23 protein-coding genes, 4 tRNA genes and 1 other annotated feature are annotated in these 25,312 nt (G+C 43.9%); of the genes, 26 read left to right on the top strand and 1 reads right to left on the bottom strand.

Translation table 11 applies throughout. The features are described 5' to 3' along the window. Positions 1-348 precede the first annotated feature (348 nt). The 26 genes from yqfC (at position 349) to AAV90_RS12030 (ending at position 24,658) form a co-directional block, all read left to right on the top strand. The gene (gene yqfC, locus AAV90_RS12145) at positions 349-627 is read left to right on the top strand and encodes a sporulation protein YqfC (protein WP_046499570.1); all 279 of its coding nucleotides are present in this window, start codon (positions 349-351) and stop codon (positions 625-627) included. A gap of 203 nt (positions 628-830) precedes the next feature. Next, positions 831-2,060: a sporulation protein YqfD gene (gene yqfD, locus AAV90_RS12140; protein WP_046499568.1), complete on the top strand. Its 1,230-nt coding sequence runs from the start codon at positions 831-833 to the stop codon at positions 2,058-2,060. A 242-nt stretch (positions 2,061-2,302) separates the two neighbouring features. Beyond that, complete coding sequence (locus AAV90_RS12135) at positions 2,303-3,256, top strand: PhoH family protein (protein WP_046499566.1); 954 nt, start codon at positions 2,303-2,305, stop codon at positions 3,254-3,256. 191 nt (positions 3,257-3,447) lie between these two features. Beyond that, positions 3,448-5,523, top strand: a complete 2,076-nt coding sequence (locus tag AAV90_RS12130; protein WP_242847562.1) for an HD family phosphohydrolase — start codon at positions 3,448-3,450, stop codon at positions 5,521-5,523. Continuing rightward, entirely contained in the window at positions 5,504-5,974 is a 471-nt protein-coding gene (gene ybeY / locus AAV90_RS12125) for an rRNA maturation RNase YbeY (protein WP_046499562.1), read from the top strand. Before AAV90_RS12130 ends, ybeY begins: the two co-directional genes overlap by 20 nt. Positions 5,975-5,983: 9 nt before the next feature. Further along, positions 5,984-6,346 carry a diacylglycerol kinase family protein gene (locus tag AAV90_RS12120; protein ID WP_046499559.1) on the top strand — a complete coding sequence of 121 codons (363 nt, stop codon included), beginning with the start codon at positions 5,984-5,986 and terminating at the stop codon, positions 6,344-6,346. 30 nt (positions 6,347-6,376) lie between these two features. After that, a complete protein-coding gene (gene cdd, locus AAV90_RS12115; RefSeq protein WP_157609570.1) occupies positions 6,377-6,757 on the top strand; it encodes a cytidine deaminase in 381 nt (126 codons plus the stop codon). A gap of 151 nt (positions 6,758-6,908) precedes the next feature. Continuing rightward, on the top strand, positions 6,909-7,790 hold the full coding sequence (era, locus tag AAV90_RS12110) for a GTPase Era (RefSeq protein WP_084691590.1): 882 nt from the start codon (positions 6,909-6,911) through the stop codon (positions 7,788-7,790). Positions 7,791-7,855: 65 nt separating this feature from the next. Then, positions 7,856-8,521 (top strand): deoxyribose-phosphate aldolase, encoded by a 666-nt coding sequence (deoC, locus tag AAV90_RS12105; RefSeq protein WP_046499554.1) that lies wholly within the window; start codon positions 7,856-7,858, stop codon positions 8,519-8,521. A 291-nt stretch (positions 8,522-8,812) separates the two neighbouring features. After that, positions 8,813-9,736, top strand: coding sequence for a hypothetical protein (locus AAV90_RS12100; RefSeq protein WP_157609569.1), 924 nt, complete (start codon positions 8,813-8,815; stop codon positions 9,734-9,736). A 266-nt stretch (positions 9,737-10,002) separates the two neighbouring features. Then, complete coding sequence (gene recO, locus AAV90_RS12095) at positions 10,003-10,761, top strand: DNA repair protein RecO (protein WP_046499548.1); 759 nt, start codon at positions 10,003-10,005, stop codon at positions 10,759-10,761. A gap of 39 nt (positions 10,762-10,800) precedes the next feature. Further along, positions 10,801-11,011, top strand: a binding site (T-box leader). A 214-nt stretch (positions 11,012-11,225) separates the two neighbouring features. Continuing rightward, a complete protein-coding gene (glyQ, locus tag AAV90_RS12090; protein ID WP_046499546.1) occupies positions 11,226-12,140 on the top strand; it encodes a glycine--tRNA ligase subunit alpha in 915 nt (304 codons plus the stop codon). After that, a complete protein-coding gene (gene glyS / locus AAV90_RS12085) occupies positions 12,140-14,206 on the top strand; it encodes a glycine--tRNA ligase subunit beta (protein ID WP_046499543.1) in 2,067 nt (688 codons plus the stop codon). The genes glyQ and glyS overlap by 1 nt, the downstream gene beginning before the upstream one ends. Positions 14,207-14,307: 101 nt before the next feature. Then, positions 14,308-14,943 carry a transcriptional regulator CcpN gene (gene ccpN, locus AAV90_RS12080; protein ID WP_046499576.1) on the top strand — a complete coding sequence of 212 codons (636 nt, stop codon included), beginning with the start codon at positions 14,308-14,310 and terminating at the stop codon, positions 14,941-14,943. Between the two features lie 16 nt (positions 14,944-14,959). Beyond that, a complete protein-coding gene (locus AAV90_RS12075) occupies positions 14,960-15,781 on the top strand; it encodes a pyruvate, water dikinase regulatory protein (RefSeq protein ID WP_084691588.1) in 822 nt (273 codons plus the stop codon). After that, positions 15,774-18,419: a pyruvate, phosphate dikinase gene (gene ppdK / locus AAV90_RS12070; protein WP_046499536.1), complete on the top strand. Its 2,646-nt coding sequence runs from the start codon at positions 15,774-15,776 to the stop codon at positions 18,417-18,419. The genes AAV90_RS12075 and ppdK overlap by 8 nt, the downstream gene beginning before the upstream one ends. Positions 18,420-18,854: 435 nt before the next feature. Beyond that, entirely contained in the window at positions 18,855-19,940 is a 1,086-nt protein-coding gene (locus AAV90_RS12065; RefSeq protein WP_046499533.1) for a deoxyguanosinetriphosphate triphosphohydrolase, read from the top strand. 68 nt (positions 19,941-20,008) lie between these two features. Next, positions 20,009-21,793 (top strand): DNA primase, encoded by a 1,785-nt coding sequence (dnaG, locus tag AAV90_RS12060; protein ID WP_052729771.1) that lies wholly within the window; start codon positions 20,009-20,011, stop codon positions 21,791-21,793. Positions 21,794-21,795: 2 nt separating this feature from the next. After that, positions 21,796-22,875 (top strand): RNA polymerase sigma factor RpoD, encoded by a 1,080-nt coding sequence (gene rpoD, locus AAV90_RS12055; protein WP_046499530.1) that lies wholly within the window; start codon positions 21,796-21,798, stop codon positions 22,873-22,875. Between the two features lie 92 nt (positions 22,876-22,967). Next, positions 22,968-23,042: transfer RNA gene (locus AAV90_RS12050), tRNA-Asn, on the top strand. 128 nt (positions 23,043-23,170) lie between these two features. Next, a tRNA-Ile gene (locus AAV90_RS12045) sits at positions 23,171-23,246 on the top strand. A 149-nt stretch (positions 23,247-23,395) separates the two neighbouring features. Then, positions 23,396-23,470: transfer RNA gene (locus AAV90_RS12040), tRNA-Glu, on the top strand. Positions 23,471-23,472: 2 nt separating this feature from the next. After that, a tRNA-Val gene (locus AAV90_RS12035) sits at positions 23,473-23,548 on the top strand. 225 nt (positions 23,549-23,773) lie between these two features. Continuing rightward, entirely contained in the window at positions 23,774-23,929 is a 156-nt protein-coding gene (locus tag AAV90_RS14545; protein WP_084691587.1) for a DUF1540 domain-containing protein, read from the top strand. A gap of 13 nt (positions 23,930-23,942) precedes the next feature. Continuing rightward, a complete protein-coding gene (locus tag AAV90_RS15170; protein WP_198142853.1) occupies positions 23,943-24,095 on the top strand; it encodes a DUF1540 domain-containing protein in 153 nt (50 codons plus the stop codon). 173 nt (positions 24,096-24,268) lie between these two features. Then, the gene (locus AAV90_RS12030) at positions 24,269-24,658 is read left to right on the top strand and encodes a hypothetical protein (RefSeq protein WP_046499527.1); all 390 of its coding nucleotides are present in this window, start codon (positions 24,269-24,271) and stop codon (positions 24,656-24,658) included. A gap of 37 nt (positions 24,659-24,695) precedes the next feature. Here the strand turns inward: AAV90_RS12030 and AAV90_RS15295 are convergent. Then, positions 24,696-25,312, bottom strand: a 617-nt coding sequence (locus tag AAV90_RS15295) for a hypothetical protein (RefSeq protein ID WP_046499525.1), incomplete at its 5' end; no start/stop codon positions are given.

Genomic DNA, 25,312 nt, shown 5'->3' with positions numbered 1-25,312 from the left:
ATATCTATCTGCTAATAAATCATTAACAAAGCTAAGATCTATGGCGGAATCTATTTGTTTAAGTATGTGATTATCCGGAATCATTTGGTATAATGCGGTATAGAAGCTGTTTTGTCTAAAGACGTTATTAACTAACATAAAAAGCATACCTCCCTTAGTTAATTTTGTTTTCGCTAACCAAATTATACCACAGGAGGGTATGCTTTTTGTGCTTTAAATGGACTTTTTCAGTGATCTCGAACCGTCCCTTTGACACTACAGGTTATAAGCATGGACAAACCTGCCTGAGCATATATTTGCATTGATAGTCATTTATTTGAGTTTTAAAGAGATGAGCAGGAGGGCGCGATGAACAAACGCAGGGAGGCATTAAGTACGGTAGTGGCAGATTTTTTAGAGATTCCCAAAGACCTGGTGCTGGATTTACCTAAGATAACGGTTATCGGCAGAAATGAGCTATACTTGGAAAACCATCGCGGTATTATTGAATATTCACCCCAGTTACTGCGGATTAACTTGAGCCGGGGATTTTTGGAGATCCAGGGTGACAGGCTGGAAATAAAAGCACTCATGCCGGATGAGATGAAAGTATGGGGGGAAATGCGCACCATTAATTTTCTGGATTAACCCCCTAGACCAGGGAATAGCCACCTGTAAAAGGGGGTTAGGGGAATAATGCCTTTACCCCCAAAAGGTTTTCAGATGCTGTTCAACGTTAAGATAATCAAGATTACGCGGACTTTTTTATCGGCGTTTATGGCAAATCCTTTTAATCTGCTTTATTAGTATCTATTTTCCCATTAATACCGGGATTTATAGCGGAGGTGAATATGGCTAATAGGTTCTTTGACCAAATTGGGGGAGTAATGACTCTGCGGCTAAAAGGGAAAAACCCGGAGAGGCTTATTAATATGGCATTAAGTCGGGGAATATATATCTGGGATATTAAATGGCGCACCGAGAATCTGCAGCTTAGGGTTAGAACCAGTGGATTTAAGGCCTTGCAAAGCCTGGCTGAGGAGAATGAATTTATCATAGAGGTTGTATCTCAGGAAGGTTGGCCGTTTTATAAAAGAATTATTAAGGGTCGTCTGGGCTTTCTAGGCGGAGCAGCTTTCTTTTTTATAACTCTATATCTGATGTCTTCTTTTGTCTGGTTTATTCAACTAAGCGGAAATAAAGAGGTTAATGCCCAAAAGATTTTGACTTCTGCAGCCCGGCATGGAATGTATCGCGGTGCTGCCAAATGGAATTTTGTCTGTAACAATGTTGAACAATCCATGTTGCGGGATCTGCCTCAGCTATCCTATGTCCAGTGCGAAGTTCGCGGGGTAAAAGTGCATATTAAAGTAGTGGAGAAGATTCTGCCCCAAGAAGATATTACCGGTCCCTGCCATATAATAGCTGCCAAGGATGGCGTTATAGACGATGTTTTGGTGCTGGAAGGTCAGGCTAATGTCCAGGCTGGTCAAGTTGTCGGCAAGGGGGATATCCTTATATCAGGCATCGTATTTCCTCCCGCCCCCTATAGCATGGATGAAAATACTCCTTTGCCTAACCTGGAACCATATCCGGTGCGCGCCCGAGGAACCGTTAAAGCCCGTATATGGTATGAAGGCTACGGTGAATGTTACTTAAAGCAGGAGAGCAAAGTTTACACCGGGCGCAAACAAAGTGCACTGTTTTTTATAACCCCCTGGAAGGAAATCTGCCTAAAAAGGCATGATCCCACCCAATTTGCCCTTTTTAAAAAGAAAGAAAAGCAAAAGTTGTTATCTACGCCGCTTGGTAAATGGGGGTATGATAAACGCGATTATTTGGAACAAAAAATTAAGGTAGTAAGCTACAGTGCTGAAGAGGCCGTAGAAGTAGCGCGGGAGTTAGGAGTGAAAAAACTAAGCCGGCAAATGCAAGCCGGTGTAAAAATCACTGATTCGCATGTACAAATATTGTCCTCCCCTAGTGACTCAATAGCCAGGGTAAAAGTATCTGTGGAAGGTATTGAAGATATATCAAAAGCTCAGCCGTTTAACCTGGCCGAAATGAATGCGAAGAATTGAATCTTAATAGATGCGGGTAACGTGGATTTGTGCGGCATCCTTATATCACCCGGCAATGTTGATTGAAGGGGAGTAGCAGTAGTACCCGCAAGGTGGTCTGTGTGGTTTTTTAAAAAAATACAAAAACAGACCGGTTGTGACTGGCCTTAAGTTTTATAGGATTTAGCTGAGTGCCAGGTTAGTAATCAAGACCTCGGTATGCTATAATTATCAGAAAATAATTGTTGCAGGAGGATTATTGTTTGGCCGACAAGGAAGCAAAAGTCGTAATTCAGGACAACCAGCAAGCTGCCATTTTCTTTGGAACCGGTGATGAAAACTTTCGTTTCCTGACCGAAATATGTTCAGCCGATATTGTTGCCCGAGGTTCAGAAATATACATCCGCGGTGATAAAAAAGAGGTTGATTATGCGCTGGATTTGATCAACAGTTTGGTTGGCATCGTTGAAAATGAACAAAGCCTGAATATTAATGATATAACCTATATCAGCAGTCTGCTGACCAAGGGGGATAAACCCAAACATCAGGACATTGTATCCGGAACGATAATAACCACTGCCCGGGGCAGAGCAATAAAAGCCAGAACCGTTGGCCAAAAACGCTACATACAGGCGATTCTGCGGGATGATGTAGTATTTGGGATTGGCCCGGCTGGGACAGGCAAGACCTATCTATCAGTCGTTATGGCCGTCAGAGCCCTGCGCAATAAAGAAGTGGAGCGCATCATCCTGGTTAGACCTGCAGTTGAGGCCGGAGAAAAGCTGGGATTTTTGCCGGGGGATCTGATTGAAAAAGTAAACCCTTATCTACGTCCTCTCTATGATGGGCTGTTTGATATCCTGGGAGTAGAGGTGGCCCAGCGCTACTTGGAGAAAAATGTAATTGAAATTGCACCACTGGCTTATATGCGGGGGCGTACTTTAAATAATGCCTTCATTATTCTGGATGAGGCTCAAAACACTACCCCTCCGCAGATGAAAATGTTCTTAACCCGTCTGGGGTTTGGTTCCCAAATGGTTATTACCGGTGATATAACACAGGTAGACCTGCCCCGGGATGATCATTCCGGCTTGATTGAAATACAAAATATCCTCTCCCAGGTAAAAGGTATTTCCTTTGAATATTTAACCAATGAAGATGTCGTCAGGCATCCCCTGGTACAAAGGATTGTCAATGCTTATGAGGCTTATGAGTAAAAATGCCCAAAAAAGTGCAGGAAGGTGAAGGTTATATGCCTTCCCTTTGCCCCAGATTATACGGGAGTTTTAAGGAGCGTTTATAAACTATGAAGCCATCCAGTTTCTTCAAGTATTTTTTCGACAACCCAGGCCAGCTCTGGAAGAACCCCCGGATCAGAAAAGGGGTGTACTTATTTTGCTTTTTTACCATGGTACTCCTCATACTCTTTAGTAATTTTAGTCCCCAGCAGGTTATGCTGCATACCGATGAGGTAGCCAAACGGGATATCGTGTCAGATATTAATGCGGTTGTAGTCGATGAAAAACAGACTGCGGAACTTAAACAGCAGGCAGTGTCTCGGGTTCAAAAGGCTTATCAGGAAGATAAATACGCCCTTACGAATGCCCGCAACGATGCCAAAAGTTTTTTCATCAATGTCAACGATATTCTAAACAATGCTCCTCCTGACGGGCAACAGCGCTTAAAAGAACTGCTCAAAGGGATCTTTGTTACCGGCTCACAGTTTAGTAATATGAATCCCTCCGAACTTAGCCGATACCTGCTGAATGCCAATGCGAATGATCTGCAGCAGATGGAGCAGGCGACTAACGACATGCTTGCTATGGCGATGGACAAACCCGTTACCGAGGAGGCTTTGGATTCAGTTTATGAAGAGATAGCCCAGCAGTCAAACCAGTTGGGGTTTGCCCCGCAGGCCCAGGAAATAGTAAAACTGCTGAGTATAAATGTACTTAGGCCCAATATGATTTATAATCAGGAGGCAACCGAAAAAGCTCGCAAGGAAGCTGAGGATAGCGTAAAACCGGTACAAAAAAATGTCAAGGCCGGGGAAATAATCGTCCGCGAAGGGGAAAGGGTGACTGCCGAGCAGATCTCTGTCCTTGAACAATTGGGGATTCAGCGTAGCAAAAGTTATCCGTTTACCTTATTGGGGCTGGTTTTCTTTATTCTGCTGAGCTTTTATCTGGTTGTGGAGTATTTAAAACGATACAATGCCGACATCTATAACAATGAAAAGCAGATGCTTTTGATTGGTTTAATTTTTATCATTACGATTTTATTAACCCGTTTTCTGACGATTATTGAAATTGGCAATCGACCCGGCGTAAATGCCATGACCGGTTATTTGGCTCCGGTCGCCGCCGGCGCCATGTTGATCGCGATATTGCTCGATGATAAATTGGCTTATTTTTTGACTATGATAATGGCTATTTATGTGGGCATGCTGACCGGAGGCAACCAACTGTCTTTTGCCATTGTCGCTTTTGTGAGCGGGACGGTCGGTGTCTACAGGGTATCAAGGCTGAGCCAGACTTCCGACTTGGCCAAATCAGGCCTGCACTTGGCAGTAGCCAACATAGTTAGTATTTTGACATTGTTTATTATAACCGGCAACTTTTCTTTAAATCTGGCTCTGCTGAGCATAATCATCGGTACTATCAGTGGTCTGTTATCGGCTATATTAATGATTGGAGCAATTCCTTATCTGGAATCGGCTTTTTCTATAACCAGTATGATAAGATTGCTGGAACTGTCCAATCCCAATAATGATCTTTTAAAACGTTTACTCTTAGAGGCCCCGGGTACATATCATCATAGTCTGATGGTAGGTAATCTGGCAGAGGCTTCCGCTGAATCGGTAGGGGCCAATCCTTTGCTGGTGAGAGCCGGAGCTTATTATCATGATATAGGAAAGATCAAGCGTCCCGAGTACTTTGTTGAAAACCAGCGGGGCAATGTTGATCCTCATGCCAAGATTGCCCCGGCTTTAAGTGCCTTAATTATTACTTCGCATGTAAAAGATGGTCTGGAATTGGCTCGGGAGGGACATCTGCCCAGTCTAATCACTGATTTTATAACTGGACATCACGGCACCAGTTTAGCTAAATATTTTTATAACAAAGCCCTGGAGGATGATGGCGAAGGACAAATTAATGAAAATAGTTTTCGTTATGAGGGGCCTAAACCTCAAACCAAGGAAGTAGCCTTGGTAATGCTGGCTGATTCGGTTGAGGCGGCGGTTCGCTCCATGCAGGATTTAAATACTGAAAAAATCCGGGAAATGGTACGTAAAATTATTAAGGACAAGCTGGATGATGGTCAACTGGAAGAGTGTGATCTGACCTTTAAAGATCTGGATGTGATCTCCAGAACCTTCTGCAAGGTTTTGGAAGGCGTTTACCATAAACGTATCGAATATCCGGAGGTAATAGTTGACGAGTTGACAAAAAGGAGAGAACACTATGGAAACGATGATAATTAACCAGCAGGATAAGATTAATTATAACAGAGAAATGCAGCAGGTTATTCTAAGGGTTGTTAAGAGCTTTACCAAATTGAGCAGTATTCCTCCTAATACCGAGTTAAGTATATTGCTGGTTGATAACAACTATATTAAAGAACTAAATTTTATTTACAGGCAACTAAATGAGCCTACCGATGTACTTTCATTTGCAATGAATGAGTTATCTGAAGGTGAGCCCAATATTGCCTTCAACGATGAATTAAATGTACTGGGGGATATCGTCATTTCCCTGGAAAAGGCGGATGAACAAAGGAAGGAGTACGGTCATAGTTTTGAGCGGGAATTAGGCTTCCTGGTGGCCCATGGCATGTTGCATCTGCTGGGATATGACCATGAAAACGAAGAGGAAGAAAAAGTAATGCGACAATTGGAGAAAAAGATCTTGCAAGCAGCTAAACTAGAGAGGTAGAATCAATAGATGGGCAGACGCAGTCTTAAGGATAGTTTTTCAAATGCCCTAGACGGCATAGGTTATGCTGTAGTCAGCGGAAGAAACATGAGAATTCACCTGCTGGCAGCAGTTTTAGCAATATTAACGGGGGTTTGGCTGGGGATAAATCGGCACGAATGGGTTATGATATTTATATGTGTATTTATGGTTTTAACGGTTGAAACGATAAATTCTGCCTTGGAAAAAACCGTTGATCTAATAACCAGTAAGTATCATCCCCTGGCCAAACATGCAAAGAATATGGCGGCTGGCGCGGTGCTGTTTACCGCAGTGAATGCTGTTATCGTTGGTATATTGGTATTTGGGCCTTATCTACTGAAGAAGTTTTAAGGCGTGTGTCAACACCGGAAGGGAATTATTATGGAAACGGCAGAATTAATAAGTGCGGCCCGGCAAGCTTCACAAAATGCTTATGCCCCCTATTCTAATTTTAAGGTAGGAGCGGCTTTGTTGACCAAAAACGGGGAGATTTATACCGGTGCCAATGTGGAAAATTCGTCTTACGGATTAACCGTTTGTGCAGAACGTATCGCGGTTTTTAAAGCGGTCACAGCCGGTGAGAAAGAATTTAGCAGTATAGCTATCAGCGCAAGCCAAAAAGACTATATTTTTCCCTGCGGAGCTTGCCTGCAGGTATTGGCTGAGTTTTCTGCGGATATTAAGGTAATCTGCACCAATGCGGCAGATAATTATAAGATATATGACCTGAAAGACCTGTTTCCACAGATATTCACCCTTTAGAGGAGACAGCTCCAGGCAGTAAATAATCGCAGATACCGTCAGGTCATAAAACAATAAGCTGAAAGTCCTGGAAAGCAGAATTAACGGATGCGTGTTAGGGGTTGACTTGGTTTGAGAAAAAATACGTATCCATCTTAAGGAGAATTGTATAGTGAGATCAGGCTTTGTAAGCATAGTGGGTCGACCCAATGTAGGCAAATCTACCCTTTTAAATACTATAGTAGGTGAAAAAATTGCCATCGTATCAGATAAACCTCAAACTACTCGGACCAGGATTCAGGGTGTATATACCTGCCCGCAAGGTCAGGTTATCTATGTAGATACGCCAGGCATACACAAACCCAGACATTTGTTGGGGGAGTATATGATGCAGGTGTCTACCCGTAGCCTGGATGAGGTGGATCTAATTTATTACATGACTGATGTAACACGTCCTTTTGGAGCCGGTGAACAGTATATAATTAATGAGTTAAAGTCCGCCCGGGTGCCGATTTTTCTGCTGATAAACAAGATTGATCTGGCTGATGAGGAGAGAATCAAGGAATTCTCCCAGGCTTTTTTAAGTGAGTTTAAATTCTCCGAATGTATACCTATTTCCGCCTGCCAGAAAATGAATGTTTCCCTGTTACTGGAGAAAACATTTGCGTATCTGCCAGAAGGACCACTCTATTATCCCGCAGACGACCTGACCGACCAACCGGTTTCTTTTATAGTGGCCGAATTGATTAGGGAAAAAGCCCTGTTCTTAACGCGTGATGAAGTACCGCACTCCTTGGCCGTTAATGTTGAGGAGTTTAAAACCCAGGCTCAGGACAAGGTCTATATCCGGGCCGTTATTCATACTGAGCGTGATTCCCAAAAAGGCATTGTTATAGGCAAAGACGGACAAATGCTGAAAAAAATTGGGGAACAGGCCCGCCTGGAAATAGAAAAGATGTTGCAATCATCGGTTTATTTGGATCTGTGGGTGAAGGTCAAAAAGAACTGGCGCGACAACGAAAACAACCTCAACCAGTTGGGCTACCGGCTCTAACCGGCACCATTAATATGATTATATTTTTGACTACCGGCCTATAGTTCATATTTAAAGGAGAAAAAATGGATATCGCGCTCTATATGGATAGCACCAATCTGAAGCCGGAGGCAACTGTCGGCGAAATAAAAGATTTATGTTTAACAGCCGCCAAGTATAAAATGGCGGCTGTCTGCGTATTGCCCTACCGGGTTGGTAAAGCTCGTGAATGGTTGGAGGGCAGCGGGGTCAAACTATGTACTGTAATCGGTTTTCCGCTAGGCGCCGAGGGTCTTAAAGTCAAACAGTATATGGCATCTGCAGCTCTGGAAAAGGGGGCGGATGAACTGGACATGGTGATTAACCTGGGCGCCTTAAAAGATGGTGATTTAAGATGTGTAGAAGAAGAAATCCAGGCCCTGGTTCGACTAAAAAGGCAAAAGGATTTTGTTTTAAAGGTCATCGTAGAAACGGCCCTCCTTCAAACCCCAGAGTTGATCAGCCTGACGCACCTGATAGGGGCATCGGGAGCGGATTTTATCAAGACCTCAACCGGTTTTGCCTACCGAGGGGCCAGTCTTAAGGATATTGAAACCATTATGTCCTGTCGCCCGCCCCATTTAAAAATCAAGGCATCAGGAGGTATTAAGAATTTGGAGCAAGCCCGGCAGTTTATTGCAGCCGGAGCAGACCGGCTGGGCAGTAGCAGCGCAGCCGCTATCGTGGAGGAGAGTTTAAGGGGAGGACGTTAGCAGGAAAACAGTTCTTAACAGACGCAGATAAAGCGGATTAATGAAACACAGTTTTACAGGGCAACCTTAATTGCGACCGTTAGGGAGCACCAGTAGTCCCGAAAAGGGGCAACCTTAATTGCGACCGTTAGGGAGCACCAGTAGTCCCGGAAAGGGGCAACCTTAATTGCGACCGTTAGGGAGCAGCAGTAGTCCCCACCGGGGAAATTAAATTTTTCATTAACAATACGCAATCTGCAGCAGCGTACATGCTCAAAAACCTGGTTTTGTCGTATTAAAGGGGCGTCCTTTTTGATGAAGAAAAAAATCGTTATAATAGTATTGGCTTGTTTGGGCATTTATGGGTTATTGTTATTGAATAACCCTTCGGAAGTAATAAAAAAAATGGGTTATAACCATCTGGTAAATATTTATGGCAAATACCAACTGGGTCATGATGATACTAGGGTTTTGTATAACCCAGGCCTTAGGAAAATGAACATCGATTTAAAACAGGCACGTATAACGGTGATCCTGCCCCATCAAAGTAACAGCTATGCCCAACAGATAGAAAATTTTTTGCGTACGGATAATCAGGTGTTGGTAGAATGTTCCGGCCTGGACAACTGGCATAGCAGCCCGGAGGGCATTCAAACCCTGCCCCGCCTGCGCAAGCAAGCTTACCGGGCAGTCATATTTGATGGCGGTCATCACCTGCCAACCCTGGGTCTGGCTCCGGATCTGATTATTGTTCCTGTTTATAAGGGCTATGCGACCCATGGCTATATGCGGGATGGTATAAAGGTGTCCAAATTGCGGCAGCTCTTAGAGAAGAGCCATTCTCCAGCCGTATTAGTAACCGTATCGCGCTGGCGGCTGGTTAAAACCGAGTCTTCTTTAAAAGGTATTACCGAGCAGGTTTTGTCCCATTTAGATTTTTCCCCCGCCCGCCCCGAAAATATTACTCCAGCGGCCAGACCGCACATCAGTAAATGTAATTCCCAAATGTTTATCTACGTTAATAAGGCTAATGTCCAAAACCTAGATATATTGATAAAAAACTGCCGCCAACTGGGGCTTGAGGAAATAGAAAAAATAAATGTAGCCTTTGATTATGGCTGCATTACCACCGAGAAAGCAGACAGATTTATTCAAACCCTGCAAAAAAAACTATCCCGCCCCGCGGAAAGGGTAAACGAACCCGTAAAAACCAGTAATCTAATATGGAAATTATAGACGCGGATAACGCAGATATACACGGATCTTCGCGGTGCAAAAAGACATAGATAATAAGGTTTTTAGGATTAACACAGTTATTAGAAGTAAATTTCTAAATTACGGCCCCTGTCAGCAGGTCAAAAGGTTAATAAGCAATTTTAGCTAACCTAATGTTGTACCCAAAGGATATAATCATTGATAGGTAGGGTTGGAATTACTATATTTTTTCCCCTTGGTGTATATATCCTGCCGCGTAATCTGCGTCTATTAAAAGGGGGGATTATTTGTATTACCAGAGTCGGGGAGTTATTTTAAAATCGAGGGACTTTAAGGATAGTGACAAGCTGCTTAGCATCTTTACCGAGAAAGACGGCAAGGTAAAAGCTATAGCCAAAGGGGTAAAAAAGCCCAAGAGTAGCTTGCGTTCCTGTGTGCAGCCTTTTTGTCATTCCTTTTTGTACCTAAATCGCGGCCGAGAAATGGATTTAATTACTCAGGGCAGACTGCTTGATTTTTACGGCAACTCCCGGCAGGATCTGGAGCGGGCCTTGCATTGCCTATATTTAATGGAACTTTTGGATAAAAGCCTTTTGGAACACGTACCGCTGCCGGGTTTATATCATACCTTAATAAATGTTCTAAAGGCAATTAATGAGCAGGAATTAAATCCCCTTTATATAAGATATTTTGAAACCCAGCTGCTGGTTCATTTGGGCTACCAACCGGTACTTAGGCATTGTGTTAAGTGTGGTCAGCAGCTTGACAAAAAGATATTTTTTGACCTGGCCGAGGGTGGTTTAACCTGTTTGTCCTGCAGCCGGGAAAATGAGTATCAGATGGTCTTTAGCGGAGAAACCCTAGGTCTTCTGCGTTTTATGACGGAAGGAAACCTGCAGGCAGTCAACCGCATTAAAGCCAGCCCGGCCGGACTCAAACAACTCGAGCTATTCTTGGAAAAATATCTTGAATACCATCTGGACAGACGATTTAAAACTAAAAACACGATAAGTCTAATGAAAAAAAACATGGTTTTTCCAAATTGACAAGGACTTATCGGCTTGTTAAACTATTATAAATTTAATATAAATACAATGAAAAAGAGTAGTAGAGAAACAACCCTTACAAAGAGAGCCGGGGCAGCTGAAAACCGGTAAAGGGCTTTTTTGAAGGCGCTTTGGAGTGTCAGGAGGAAAACCGTTTAGACTGACAAGTCTTAAGGTGAGTAAAACCTGGTTTTTTAAGGTGGGCTTCGTGCCAATCAGGGTGGAACCGCGGGTTGATCCCGTCCCTGTTTGGATACGGGCCTTTTTATTTTCCATATAACCCGGCCCAAGGCTACAACCATGCGTGAAAATCTGGCGGGATACGGTTGGAGAAGCTCTTCTTCCCACCAGAAGCTAAAGCTTCCGCTTAAAAAACCTGCGGGTACTACTGATATGAACATCGTTCATAATTAAATGTGCCGTGTTATCTGATGCTATAAAACCTTTAAAAGGAGGAAACAATTTTGACATTTCAGGAAATGATTATGAGGCTTCAGGAATACTGGAGCAAACAGGGCTGTATCATTCAGCAGCCATATGATATGGAGAAAGGAGCCGGTACCATGAATCCGGCTACCGCCTTGCGATCTCTGGGGCCGGAACCCTGGAATGTGGCATATGTGGAACCGTCCCGGCGGCCCACCGATGGCCGTTATGGTGAAAACCCCAACCGTTTACAGCATTATTATCAGTTCCAGGTAATCTTAAAGCCTTCTCCTGATAATGTCATTGAACTATATATGGAAAGTCTGCGCCAGTTGGGGATTGAGCCTGAAAAACATGATATCCGCCTGGTGGAAGACAACTGGGAGTCGCCTACCCTGGGAGCTTGGGGGCTGGGGTGGGAAGTGTGGCTGGATGGGATGGAAATTACCCAGTTTACCTATTTCCAACAATTCGGTGGTTTAGATTGCCATCCGGTCTGTGCGGAAATAACGTACGGTATTGAGCGTATTGCCATGTATATTCAAAACCGGGACAGCGTTTTTGATGTGGAATGGGTGGAAGGAATTACTTACGGAGATGTTCACCACCAGTCCGAGGTAGACTACTCGCATTATAATTTTAAGGTAGCAGATGTATCCACCCTGACGACCATGTTTAATCTTTGTGAAGCAGAAGCCCGCCGGGTGGCTGAGGAGCATCTGCCCCAGCCGGCCTACGATTATGTTTTAAAATGTTCGCATTTATTTAATCTCTTGGATGCCCGGGGAGCTATCAGTGTCACCGAGCGGACCGGATACATTGCCCGGGTGCGTAATCTGGCTCGCATTGTGGCTAAGGAATATCTGCAACAGCGAAAGCGTCTGGGCTACCCCCTTATAAAAGATGAAAAACTCAGACAGGAACTATTAAAGAACGAGGAGGTAGAGGGTTAATGAGCCGTGATTTATTACTGGAAATAGGCGTGGAAGAAATGCCTTCGGCTTTTATGAGCAAAGCCCTGGATGACTTTAAAAAATTAGCCGAACAAAAACTGACTGAAAATAGAATAAACTATAGTGCGGTTTATACCCTGGGAACCCCCCGGCGTTTAGTGCTAAACATTAAGGGTCTTAAAGAAAAACAACCCGATACCACAGTTGAAAACCGAGGTCCTAAAAAGACCAGCGCTTTTGATAAGGATAATAAACCCACTAAAGCCGCTCTGGGATTTGCGCGCGCCCAGGGAATAGAGGTAGATGATTTGCAAATCCAGGCTGTTGACGGAGTGGAATATGTATTTGCCGTTAAAAAGGTCGTTGGGGTCAGCAGTGAAGCTATTCTCCCGGAAATTCTGCTAGATATTATCCATTCCCTGTCTTTCCCTAAATCTATGCGCTGGGGATATTACCAAACCCGTTTTGCCCGACCGATTAGATGGCTTTTGGCGCTCTATGGAAAAGATATAATCAGTATCCAGGTGGAAAACGTTAAAAGTGACCGCATCACTTATGGGCACCGTTTTCTGGCCCCAGAAGCCATAACGGTAAACAGTGTCGCTGATTATTTTAAACTGCTTAAAAAACAGTATGTTATCGTGGATCAAAACGAAAGAAGCAGCATAATATGGCAACAGGTACAGGAAGTGGCTCAGCAGGCGGGAGGTATCGCCATGGAAAATGAAGAATTGCTGGAGGAAGTATCATTCCTGATTGAGTATCCCAGTGCGTTTCGAGGTAGTTTTTCTGAATCATATCTTAATATTCCGCCCGAAGTTCTGACCACCAGTATGATAGAGCACCAAAGATATTTTCCGGTTTTTGATGAAAACAAGCAGTTGTTGCCTTTCTTTATAGGAGTAAGAAATGGAAATAAAGACAGTTTGGATATTGTCAGGGCCGGTAATGAAAGAGTACTGAAGGCCCGTTTGGAGGATGCCTTGTTTTTCTGGGAGGAAGATACTAAAAATCCCCTGGCAGATATGACAACAGGTCTGGCCAACGTCATGTTCCATGAAAAACTTGGCAGTGTGGCCGACAAAGTAGAACGCTTAAAGAAATTGGCTATTTATATTGGCCAGGAATTAAATCTAGGTTCAGTGGATCTTATCGATAGGGCAGCCCGGCTGTGCAAAGCTGACCTGTTAAGCAATATGGTCTATGAATTCCCGGAATTGCAAGGCATAATGGGGCGTTATTATGCGCTGCACAGTGGGGAAAAATCCGAGGTTGCAGAAGCTATCCTGGAGCATTATCTGCCCCGTTTTGCCGGAGATCGTTTGCCGACTACGGCGATAGGCATCGTTCTGGCTCTGGCTGAAAGGATTGATAACCTGACGGCTTGTTTTGCCATCGGCATTAGACCAAGCGGATCTCAAGATCCTTATGCACTTCGCCGTCAGGCCCTGGGAGTCGTTAATATTATATTGGATCTTAATTTAAAGATCGATTTAAAAAAGTTAATCGATCAGGCCTTTAAGGGTTTAACAGATATTGAAACCGAAGGCAGTCGAGATGAGATCAGTAATGAGTTAATGGATTTTATCTGGCAGCGTTTACGAGGGGTTATGCTGGAAAGAGGGTTTTCGCATGATGTGGCTGATGCCGTATTGGCTTTGCCGGTGTCAGATCTGGGCGATGTGCAGCTACGCATGCGGGTGATCCAGGAATTTAAGGCTTCTGATCGGTATGAAGATTTTATGGTCGTATATAATCGCACCCACAATCTTACTAAAAAATGGGACAGCACCGAAGTAGACCCGGAGGTAATGATTGATGAAAGTGAGAAAAAACTTTATCAACATTATTTTGAGGTAAAAGAAAGTGTAAACGATAATATAATTAAAAGAGACTATCCGGCCGCCCTGACAACTTTAACGGAATTAAGGGCTGATATTGATCAATTTTTCACTGCGGTTATGGTTATGGTGGAAGATGAAAAACTTAAAGCCGCCCGTTTGGGGATGCTAAGAGGTATTGCCGAACTCTGCAATTCGGTGGCTGATTTTTCTAAGTTAAATTAATTAAAAAGGGTATTGGCAAATATGATATTATTAGCGACAATAGTGTATATAATTAATTCTGATTGACCCAAAAAGTATAGCATAATTGGGTGGTGAATCTAATCGAACTAAATGAGCGACAAGGGAAAATACTGGATATTGTTAAAAAGCATGGACCCATAACCGGCGAAAATATTGCCGAAATGCTGGATGTAACCCGTGCTGCGTTACGACCCGACCTGGCGGTTCTGACCATGTCCGGCTATTTGGATGCCAAACCCCGGGTAGGTTATACATATAAATCCGATGGGATGGCCAATAAAATTGACAAGTTATTAAGGCAATACCGGGTAAAAGACATTATGTCCATGGCGGTAGTCGTGAAAGAAAAATGCAGTATTTACGATGCCATTGTTACACTTTTTGTAGAGGATACGGGCAGTATTTTTGTGTTGGATAACGAGGGTTATCTAAACGGTATAGTATCCCGCAAAGACCTGTTAAAAACCACTCTGGGACAGGCGGATATTCATAAAGTGCCGGTAAGTGTAATTATGACCCGTATGCCTAATATTATTACCGCCACAGTGGATGATATGGTCGTGGAGGTAACTAAAAAAATCGTAGAACATGAAGTGGATAGTCTGCCGGTGGTCAAGTGTTTTATTGGAACCAACAATGAGGAAAAATATGAAGTAGTTGGACGGGTGACGAAAACCAATATCGCCAGGCTATTACTCGATCTGGCGTGTAAATAATGAGGGGGTTTCGATATTGACAGAACATCTGCCCGGGGTTTTCATAGTTTCCGACTCCATTGGGGAAACCGCCGAAATGGTAGTCAGAGCGGCCGCCAGCCAGTTTAACTCCGGAAATATGGAAATCAGGCGCATACCTAATATTTCTGATGAGAGCATTTTACTAGAAATCGTTCATCAGGCAGCCCAGCATCATTTTATGATTGCCTATACCCTGGTTGTAAAAGAACTGGCCGAATTTCTCGAAATTGAGGCTAGCAAAGCCGGGGTAGTCTGTATTGATATTTTGGGTCCGATTATTGATGCCTTTAAACAGGCAAGCCATATGGAACCCAAACTGGAACCGGGTCTTTTACGCAAGGTGGATGAAATGTATTACCGGCGGATAGAAGCAGTTGAGTTCGCCGTACGCTACGATGACGGCAAGGATCCTCGGGGCATCAATCTGGCAGACATTGTCCTGGTAGGCGTATCCAGAACCTCAAAGACCCCCCTTTCCATGTACCTGGCCCATAAGCGTATCAAGGTGGCTAACGTACCGTTGGTGCCGGAAGTAGCACCGCCGGAAGAACTGTACAAGGTAGAAAGGGGCAAATTGATCGGTTTGGTCATTAATCCCGAACAGTTAAACAATATCCGCACCGAGAGATTAAAAACCCTGGGGCTGACGGGACAGGCCAGCTACGCCAATGAAGATAGGATCTTGGAAGAACTGGAATTTTCCGACCGGATCATGAAAAAATTGGGCTGCCCGGTTATCGATGTTACCAACCGGGCGGTAGAGGAAACTGCCAGCAAAATACTCGAAATATACTATAGGAGGTTAAGCAATGTCTAGCAAGAAATTCATCTACCTGTTTGAAGAAGGAAAATCAGATATGAAAAATGTCTTAGGGGGGAAAGGTGCCAATCTGGCTGAAATGACCCGTATCGGGCTGCCGGTGCCGCCGGGCTTCACCATAACCACTGAGGCCTGCAACGAATATCAGAATCTTAAGGGCAGCTTCCCGTCCGGTTTAATGGAGGATGCATTCGCAGCACTTACTGTGCTGGAACAAAAAACCGGCAAGCATTTTGGCAGCAAGGAAAACCCCCTGCTGGTATCGGTTCGTTCCGGAGCCGCTGTTTCCATGCCCGGTATGATGGATACCATACTTAACCTGGGTTTAAATGATGAATCAGTACAGGGACTAGCCGACCTAACAGGTGATGAAAGATTTGCTTACGACTGCTATCGGCGTTTTATTCAGATGTTTTCTGATGTTGTACTGGAAATCAATCATGTCCTCTTCGAGGAAGTCGTGGAGAAGTATAAACGCAAATTAAGCCTTATATTTGATTATGAAATACCCGCTCCGGAGATGAAGGAAATCATTAAAGAGTATAAAGCTATCGTTTTAAAAGAAAAGGGCTATGAGTTTCCTCAGGATGTCAGGGATCAGTTATACCGCGCGATTAAAGCCGTGTTTGATTCCTGGAATAATCAGCGAGCCATTGTCTACCGGCGGATTAACAAAATACCTGATGATATAGGTACGGCTGTTAATATTCAATGTATGGCATTTGGTAATATGGGCGATGATTGCGGAACCGGGGTCGCCTTTACCAGAAGTCCTTCCACGGGAGAAAAGCTGCTATATGGAGAATTCCTGATTAATGCCCAGGGTGAAGACGTTGTGGCTGGTATCCGCACTCCGATGCCTATATCCAAACTCCAGGAAGAACTTCCCGGCGTATATGATCAATTTGTGGATACCTGCGTAAAACTGGAGCAACACTACCGTGATATGCAGGATATTGAATTCACGGTGGAAAAGGGCAAACTGTATATGCTGCAGACCCGCAGCGGCAAAAGGAATACCCGGGCTGCAGTAAAAATAGCAGTGGATATGGTAAATGAGGGCTTAATTACGATCGATGAAGCACTTATGCGGATAGATCCTGAACAGATTAATCAACTCTTACATAGACAGATAGACACTTCAGTAAAGCTGGAAGCTATTGCCCAAGGTTTGCCTGCTTCCCCCGGTGCCGCTTGCGGTAAAGTGGTTTTTGATGCCGATTTAGCTGAAAAAATGGGTGAAGCCGGTGAAAAGGTAGTTCTGGTTCGCAATGAAACGACTCCGGACGATATTCATGGAATCGTTTATGCCCAGGGGGTTTTAACCTCCCGCGGGGGAATGACTTCTCATGCGGCAGTCGTTGCCCGGGGCATGGGAAAACCCTGTGTCTGTGGTTGTGAAACCATCAAAATAGATGCCATCGCCAATCAGTTTGCCGTTGGCAATCAGGTGGTAAGGGAAGGGGATATCATTACGGTTGATGGAGCCACCGGCAATGTAATGCTGGGTGAAGTGTCCATGATCGAACCCACTTTATCCGATGAATTTGCCACGCTTTTAAACTGGGCGAATGAGAACAAGCGTTTAGCGATTAGAGCTAATGCTGATACCCCGGAGGATGCCAGAAGGGCTAGGGAATTTGGAGCCGAGGGAATAGGACTTTGCCGGACTGAACATATGTTTATGGCCCAGGAGCGTCTGCCGGCGGTTCAGGAAATGATCTTGTCGGAAAACTTAAGGGATCGGGAAGCCGCTTTAGGCAAGTTGCTGCCCTTCCAACGGGAAGATTTCTACGGCATTCTAAAGGCCATGTCACCGTTCCCGGTTTGTATCCGCCTCTTGGATCCGCCCCTGCACGAATTTTTGCCTAGTCATGAATCATTGGCGTTGGGACTTGTTGAAATGAAACATAACCATGCCCCCGCCTCAGAAATATTTGCCCAAGAAGAACTGCTCAAACAGGTTCATAAGCTGGCTGAAGTAAATCCTATGCTGGGACATCGCGGTTGTCGGCTGGGTCTGACTTACCCGGAAATATATATCATGCAGAGCCGGGCTATTTTTGAAGCCATGGTACTGCTTAAACAGGAAGGTATCGAAACCTTGGTAGAAATCGAAATTCCCCTGGTTATGGATCAAGCCGAATTTCTCTTTTTAAAGAAGGAAATTATGGCAGAATATGAATCGATTAAGCAGGAAAAAGAGACCGAGTTGAATTTTACCTTGGGAACAATGCTGGAGTTGCCCCGGGCCTGTTTAGTAGCCGATGAAATAGCCCAGGAAGCAGAGTTTTTCTCATTTGGAACTAATGACCTGACCCAAACCGCTTTAGGTTTTAGCCGGGATGATGCTGAGGGTAAATACATTCCCGTTTATCTGGAAAAGAAGATTATTAAGGATAATCCCTTTGCCGTTCTGGATCGAAAAGGTGTGGGGGCCTTAATGAAGATTGCAGTCGAAAAAGCCCGCAGTACCCGCGATGATTTAATTATGGGTATCTGTGGTGAACACGGCGGTGAACCAAGTTCCATAGAGTTTTGTCATCTGCTGGGTTTAGACTATGTAAGCTGTTCTCCCTATCGTATTCCTATTGCTCGCCTGGCAGCCGCTCAGGCCGCTTTGAAGAACAAATAAATTTTTTTAAAAGATTTTAGAAAAAAGGGCTGACCGGGGCGAGGTAAAGGTCAGCCCCTTTTTTATGCTAAATTATGTTAGTGCAAAAAAAAGTATAAATAAAGGATTTCAGGTAGAGCGTGTAGTATTAAGAAAGATATCGGAGTGAACTGATGTTTGCTTGACAGATTGATTAATCCATTTGGGGCTTTTTTTAAGAATTAGCTTACGAATGTCCTCAAGGCAAAAGGAAGCGCAGATACCACCGGTTGCGTGATTCCGGAACAGTTATTTTCCGCGAGTCAAGCTGATCTAAGTCCTGCGTTTAACTAATCACAGCAAACATAACAAAGCTCTTGGTTTCCAAGCGGCAAAAGGGGATTTTGCTTTTTATATTTAAAAATCCTTAACCTTTGGGGCTAAGGTTTTTTTGTCTAAAGGGTGAGGCGAAAAGAAATGAACATCCGGGAAGAGATTGAAAAACGTGAAAACAGTATCCTGCATCCGCTGGCTGCCTTCTCTGCTACCGCCCGACCCAGGGCTGTCGAGGAAGAACCTGACCCCATCCGAACCTGCTTCATGTTGGATCGGGACCGGATTATTCATTCCAAATCTTTTCGCCGTCTTAAACATAAAACCCAGGTTTTTATAGCCCCTCCGGGAGACCATTATCGAACCCGGCTTACCCATACCCTGGAAGTCAACCAGATCGCCAAGACGATTGGAGCCGGATTAAACCTCAACCTGGATTTAATTGAAGCGGTGGCGATGGGTCATGATGTCGGTCATACCCCATTTGCTCATGCCGGCGAACAGATTTTAAATGAGCTGGTCACAGGACACTTTCGCCATAATGAAAACAGCATTCGGGTATTGACCCGGGTGGAGCAGCATAAAGGTAAAAGCGGGCTGAATCTAAGTCCTGAGGTTTTGGACGGAGTTTTGCATCATAGCGGATATGGAGACGAAAATCTTGCCTATACCTTGGAGGGTCAGGTTATACGTCTGAGCGATAAAATCGCTTATGTTCAGCATGATATTGATGATTCTATTCGGGCCGGGCTACTGACCCTTGAGCAGATTCCCCAAGAATATCTGAAAGTTCTAGGTGAGACCCACAGCAAGAGGATAGCTACTTTGGTAACCGACACGATTTATCATACCCGCCAGGCTATGCAAAAGGACGGGCCGATAAGGGTGGAACCTGGCCCGCAAGTTGAACAGGCCTTACGGGGTTTACGCGAGTTTATGTTTGAAACTATTTATCGGGGATCTGTTTGTCAGGCAGAAAGACGGCGGGCAATGTTTGTTATTGAACATCTTTTTAACTATTACAAAAAATTCCCCGCACGAATGAGTCCGCTGTATCAGCAGATAGCTGACGAAGAAGGGCTGGAAACCGCGGTGGTTGATTATATATCCGGAATGAGTGACGCCTATTGCATTTCCTTGTTTGAGGATATATATGTTCCCCAATCTCTGGTTCCATATACGCCACAGTCGCCCGGGGGCGATTTGGACGACAAAAAACCGGGCCTCTAGAACTATTTGTGACAATTTTCGAAAACTTGGCAGGTTTTTTCTGGTGGATATAGAATTGTAGGTGAATAATGGTAAATTACGTTGATGAACAGATTATTAGAGAAATAGAATCCCGGCTTGATATTGTTGAACTTATCTCCGAATCTGTTAATTTAACCCGTAGAGGCAATCGCTATTGGGGGCTATGTCCTTTTCACCAGGAAAAGACACCATCGTTTAGTGTTAGTCGCGATAAACAAATGTTTTATTGTTTCGGCTGCCACACGGGGGGCAATATCTTTTCCTATATTATGAAAAAGGATAGTCTGGAGTTCAGAGAAGCCCTGGAAGAATTAGCAGCTAAAGCCGGCGTGGAAATTATCCACACCCGGGATAAAAAAACAGTCGATAAACATAAACAGGTTATTGCGGTTAACAATAGTGCGGCTGATTATTTTCACCAGGTTTTAATGAGTGACCGGGGCTTAAAAGCCCGTGAATATCTTGAACAACGTGGCATTTCCCGGGAAAGTATGCAAAATTTCAGACTAGGCTATGCTATTGACGATTGGAACAACCTGGAAAATTTTCTTTCGAAAAAAGGACATTCTCTTGATTATGTGAAATTGTCAGGACTGATTAAGCGTAGTGACAATCAAGACAAGTATTACGATTTATTCCGTGATCGGATCATTTTTCCAATAAGCCTGTATAACCGTGACGTTGTTGGTTTTGGCGGTCGTGCCCTGGGGGATGTGCAGCCCAAATATTTAAATACACCGGAGACGGAGATCTTTGCCAAAAGAAAGAATTTATATGGCTTAAACCAGGCCCGGGATAAGATCCGCCTGTCCAACGAAGCTATATTAGTAGAAGGCTATATGGACTGCATAAAACTCCACCAGGCTGGGATAATTCAAGTGGTAGCTTCACTCGGCACAGCTTTGACGGAAGAACAGGCTTTATTATTACGCCGATATACAGAAAAGGTAGTGATTTTATATGACGGGGATGAAGCCGGGCAACGGGAAACATTAAGAGCCATCGATGTGCTCCGGCAGCAGGGCTTAAAAGTCGAAGTCATACCTCTTCCAGCGGGGAAAGACCCCGATGAGTATTTGGATAAACTTGGCAAGGAGGGTTTTTTACACTACATACAGAATAATAAATGTAGCCACATAGAATTTAAGTTGGATAGATATATTAATTCCTGTCAAGTGCTGAATCTGGATGCCAAGATTAATATAATCAACCAAATGAAAGATGATATCAACAGCGTTGCCAATGTACTTGAAAAAGACCATTACATTAAGATGCTGGCTCAGAAGCTGCGCATTGAGGAAAATCTCGTACAAAAAGAATTTAGGCGGGGTTCATATATGCAAAAGGCCCGCACCGGCAGGAATAAAACTGGAATTATAAGGGATAATAATAGATACGGTAAATATGGTATGCAGGAGAAAATCCTGGCAATGATGTTTAGTGATGAAAATGTATTCTATACCATAAAGGAAAGGATAGGTATTAATTTCTTTGCCAATCCGGATTATAAAACCCTGGCCAATCTATATGATCAATTACTACAGGGAGGAAGCGAGCCAAAAATGCAAGCGATGAGCCGCACGGTGACGGAGGAAGGTCTGGAAGCGGTATATGCCCGGATCTCTATGATTATGGATGAGATAAATCCTAATGAATCCAGGGAAGTGGAAGAATACATCAAACGGGTTGAGCAAAAAAAAGTCGAAGCTATCTGGCAAAATGTTTTAAACAAAGTAGATGAGCTTGAAGATAACGGCGATTTTGACAACGTACTAACCTTTGTCCTCAAGTTAGATAAATTTATAAACAGCGCCCGGGAAGGGGGGATATAGTCATGAAAGCAGATCGTAAATTAGCTGATACCATAGTAGCCCTGGCCGAAAAAGGCAAAAAAAAGAAACATTTAACCTATGAGGAAATAACTGAAGAGTTGCAGGCATATCAGTTAGAACCCGACTATATTGATGATATTTTTGAGCATTTGCAATCTCTGGGCATAAGTGTAGGCTCGGAGCCAGATCCGGAGTCAGAAGATACTGAGCCTGAGAATGTTGAAGCTGAGGAAGTTGCTGTACCCGATGGTATTGAAATAGACGACCCGGTGCGTATGTATTTAAAAGAGATAGGACGAGTACGCCTGTTAACCGCTGAAGAAGAAATTGAATTGGCCCACCGGATAGAAAACGGAGATGAGGAGGCCAAAAGGCAGCTGGTAGAGGCGAATCTAAGGTTGGTAGTCAGCATTGCGAAAAGATATGTCGGCCGAGGCATGCTTTTCCTGGATCTGATCCAAGAAGGCAATCTGGGTCTTATGAAGGCCGTGGAGAAGTTTGATTACCGTAAAGGCTTTAAATTCAGCACCTATGCCACCTGGTGGATCAGGCAAGCCATCACCCGGGCCATTGCTGATCAGGCTAGGACGATAAGAATTCCTGTTCATATGGTGGAAACCATCAACAAGCTATCCCGTGTACAAAGAAGTCTTTTACAGACTCTGGGCCGGGAACCCACTCCGGCTGAAGTGGCAGCCGAAATGGACATACCGGTTGACCGGGTAATAGAGATAATGAAAGTTGCCCAGGAACCAGTATCCCTTGAAACCCCCATCGGCGAGGAGGATGACAGTCATCTGGGAGATTTTATTACCGATGAAGATGCCGAATCACCGGAGGAATCAGCTTCCTTTGTCTTGCTTCGGGAACACATGGATGGCATTTTAAACACCCTGACGGAACGCGAGGAGAAGGTGCTGCGCTTGCGTTTCGGTTTGGATGACGGACGTCCGCGAACCTTGGAGGAAGTAGGTCAGGAATTCGGTGTAACCAGAGAGAGAATAAGACAGATAGAGGCCAAGGCATTGAGGAAGCTAAGGCATCCTTCGCGTAGCAAAAAGCTGAAAGATTATATCGAATAACCCTAAAAAAAGCTGGTCAAAAACCCAAATTAATTGTATTCTGTTATTGACACCAGTTGCAAATGATTATATAATAATTTTCGTTGGGTCTTTCCTCGATAGCTCAACGGTAGAGCATCCGGCTGTTAACCGGAGGGTTGTAGGTTCGAATCCTACTCGGGGAGCCATTGTAAATTACTGCGGTAACCCTTAAAGGCTACCGCTTTTTACTTGATAGAAAATCCTAATGAGTTATAGTATTGACCTTTGCAACAAATTTTTATATACTATCTCTTGCGGGGTTTTAAAGTATCCCGGGCCTATAGCTCAGTTGGTAGAGCTACCGGCTCATAACCGGTTGGTCCCAGGTTCGAGTCCTGGTAGGCCCACCAAATCAGAAGTCAGAGGCCTGAATTAGTAGTCGGGTAAATTGACCCGATATATGCAAGGCTTGCTGATACAGGAGTTAGAGATCAGAGATAATAAAGAGAAGTATGTTAGACCTTCCGACCTCTTACCTCTGACATCCAACTTCCATTACGGCCCCTTGGTCAAGCGGTCAAGACACCGCCCTTTCACGGCGGTAACAGGGGTTCGAGTCCCCTAGGGGTCACCATCGGGCGATTAGCTCAGCTGGGAGAGCGCCTGCCTTACAAGCAGGATGTCGGCGGTTCGAGCCCGTCATCGCCCACCATATGCATACAAAAAAATTCCTGATATAGTCAGGAATTTTTTTTCTGTTTTTTTAACAGACGCGGATAACGGGGCAACCTAAACTATGAACGAAGTTTAAATCGGTAGTACCCGCAGGGACAGGAGCTATTTCGGTTGTTGGGAAATTTCCGGGTATATACTTAACGCGTTAAGTACAAACTAGAGATATTAAACATCACTGATATGATGATTGGAGGGATATTATTTGAATAGTCAAAAAATCAACTGTATGGTGACCCAGTGCAAACATAATGGCAATGAAAATTCCTGTCAACTCAAGGCTATTAAAATATCTGATGTTGGGAGTCGGGTTCAGTCTGACCACAAAACCTTGTGCTCCAATTTTGAAAACGGTAACTAAGGAGGTTTTAACGATGAAAACTGATCAAAAAATTGCTTGCTCGGTAAATGACTGTATCCATTATCAAAATGATATGTGTAAACTAAACTCCATTCAGGTTTGGCCATGTGATGATTTAAACAACCTGGATCATGAGAGTATGTGTTTTAGCTATCAAAGTAGCTGATAAGGAGTATAACTGGAGTCGGCTTTTTGGGCTGACTCTTTTTCTGTAGAAAAAAATTTAGCTGGAGATAAATAGATGTAAGAGATAAAATAAACTTAGCAACGTAATGATAATGGGGATAAACGCCTTATTTTAATTGTCATTAGCAGCATGAAACAAAGTGAGGGATATAAATGGGATTAAAACCCTCCGCTGAAGAATGGATATTTCTTAAAAATACCGGTTTAGGCTATGAATTGGAGATCCTTAGTTCCTTGCTGGAACAATACGATATACCGGTTCTGAAAAAGGAATCTGCCTATACCCGCTTACCTACCTTTATAATGGGAGAATCAACCGGCAGCTATAATATATACGTTCCTGCCTCGAAAATAGAAGAAGCGCGGGAGATTATTGCTAATCAACCGATTGAGCAGGTGTTCTCCCCTACACAGATATCTGGGCAGGAAAAGCCAGAGTCCGAGCCTCTGCGCGTCTCTTATCAGGGTATTAATAAACTGCTGTTGGTTCTCATTATTATCCTCATCATAGCGGGTTTGATCATAGCTGCCATCAATTTATAACAGTACGCAGCAGACTTTCTGGCTAATAACCAATAGTTTAAAACTTCTGCTCGCTTTCCTCCAGTACTAACTCACTGATCTGCCACTTAACCCCTATTTTTCGCAAGTGTACCGTATAAGTATAGATGTCATCTTGTGCATAGCAGTCCCGGTACAGGGATTGGACCACGGCATGATACGGACTTATAAATACGATGGTACACTGTCGGCGGTCTTTTTCGGTGATCATAGGGATTGAATCGGTGGGGATTACTACCAGCTTTTGCATTTCTTCATCCCAGGCAAAATAAAAATTGACGATAGTGTCAGCTAAATCAGTCGTAAATCCTTCACTTAAGTAATCTATGGCCTCCTGGTAGGTATCCGCCTTACGTACTACCGGGTAAATCGAATCAGAAACGTACACAGTGTCGCCCAACAATAATGACAGCAATCTAAAATTCCTAACTGCCGACATGAAAACCGTTTCACTTTGTTCGCTTGGGGTTTCGTAATCCTGGGCAGAAATAGTTTCAAGCCGTAAGGGGTGCACAAAAGCCAAAATTATACCAAGGGTAATAAGGCATACGTAAAATGATCTATAAATTATTTTTAATCCACCTCCCAGCCGATATAATCGTAAAAGGATTATAACAAAATGGTAATATTTTACAA

The sequence above is a fragment of the Syntrophomonas zehnderi OL-4 genome, assembly GCF_000983115.1.
Lineage (GTDB): Bacteria > Bacillota > Syntrophomonadia > Syntrophomonadales > Syntrophomonadaceae > Syntrophomonas_B > Syntrophomonas_B zehnderi.
Note: the sequence above shows the minus strand (reverse complement) of the source record. Positions and strands in the feature narration are given on the sequence as shown.

What these genes read in the sequence shown, in the direction of transcription:
- yqfC (WP_046499570.1), top strand. Translation starts at nt 349, where the DNA reads ATGAACAAACGCAGGGAGGCATTAAGTACGGTAGTGGCAGATTTTTTA.
- yqfD (WP_046499568.1), top strand. Translation starts at nt 831, where the DNA reads ATGGCTAATAGGTTCTTTGACCAAATTGGGGGAGTAATGACTCTGCGG.
- AAV90_RS12130 (WP_242847562.1), top strand. Translation starts at nt 3,448, where the DNA reads ATGGTACTCCTCATACTCTTTAGTAATTTTAGTCCCCAGCAGGTTATG.
- ybeY (WP_046499562.1), top strand. Translation starts at nt 5,504, where the DNA reads ATGGAAACGATGATAATTAACCAGCAGGATAAGATTAATTATAACAGA.
- AAV90_RS12120 (WP_046499559.1), top strand. Translation starts at nt 5,984, where the DNA reads ATGGGCAGACGCAGTCTTAAGGATAGTTTTTCAAATGCCCTAGACGGC.
- cdd (WP_157609570.1), top strand. Translation starts at nt 6,377, where the DNA reads ATGGAAACGGCAGAATTAATAAGTGCGGCCCGGCAAGCTTCACAAAAT.
- deoC (WP_046499554.1), top strand. Translation starts at nt 7,856, where the DNA reads ATGGATATCGCGCTCTATATGGATAGCACCAATCTGAAGCCGGAGGCA.
- glyS (WP_046499543.1), top strand. Translation starts at nt 12,140, where the DNA reads ATGAGCCGTGATTTATTACTGGAAATAGGCGTGGAAGAAATGCCTTCG.
- ppdK (WP_046499536.1), top strand. Translation starts at nt 15,774, where the DNA reads ATGTCTAGCAAGAAATTCATCTACCTGTTTGAAGAAGGAAAATCAGAT.
- AAV90_RS12065 (WP_046499533.1), top strand. Translation starts at nt 18,855, where the DNA reads ATGAACATCCGGGAAGAGATTGAAAAACGTGAAAACAGTATCCTGCAT.
- dnaG (WP_052729771.1), top strand. Translation starts at nt 20,009, where the DNA reads ATGGTAAATTACGTTGATGAACAGATTATTAGAGAAATAGAATCCCGG.
- rpoD (WP_046499530.1), top strand. Translation starts at nt 21,796, where the DNA reads ATGAAAGCAGATCGTAAATTAGCTGATACCATAGTAGCCCTGGCCGAA.
- AAV90_RS15170 (WP_198142853.1), top strand. Translation starts at nt 23,943, where the DNA reads ATGAAAACTGATCAAAAAATTGCTTGCTCGGTAAATGACTGTATCCAT.
- AAV90_RS12030 (WP_046499527.1), top strand. Translation starts at nt 24,269, where the DNA reads ATGGGATTAAAACCCTCCGCTGAAGAATGGATATTTCTTAAAAATACC.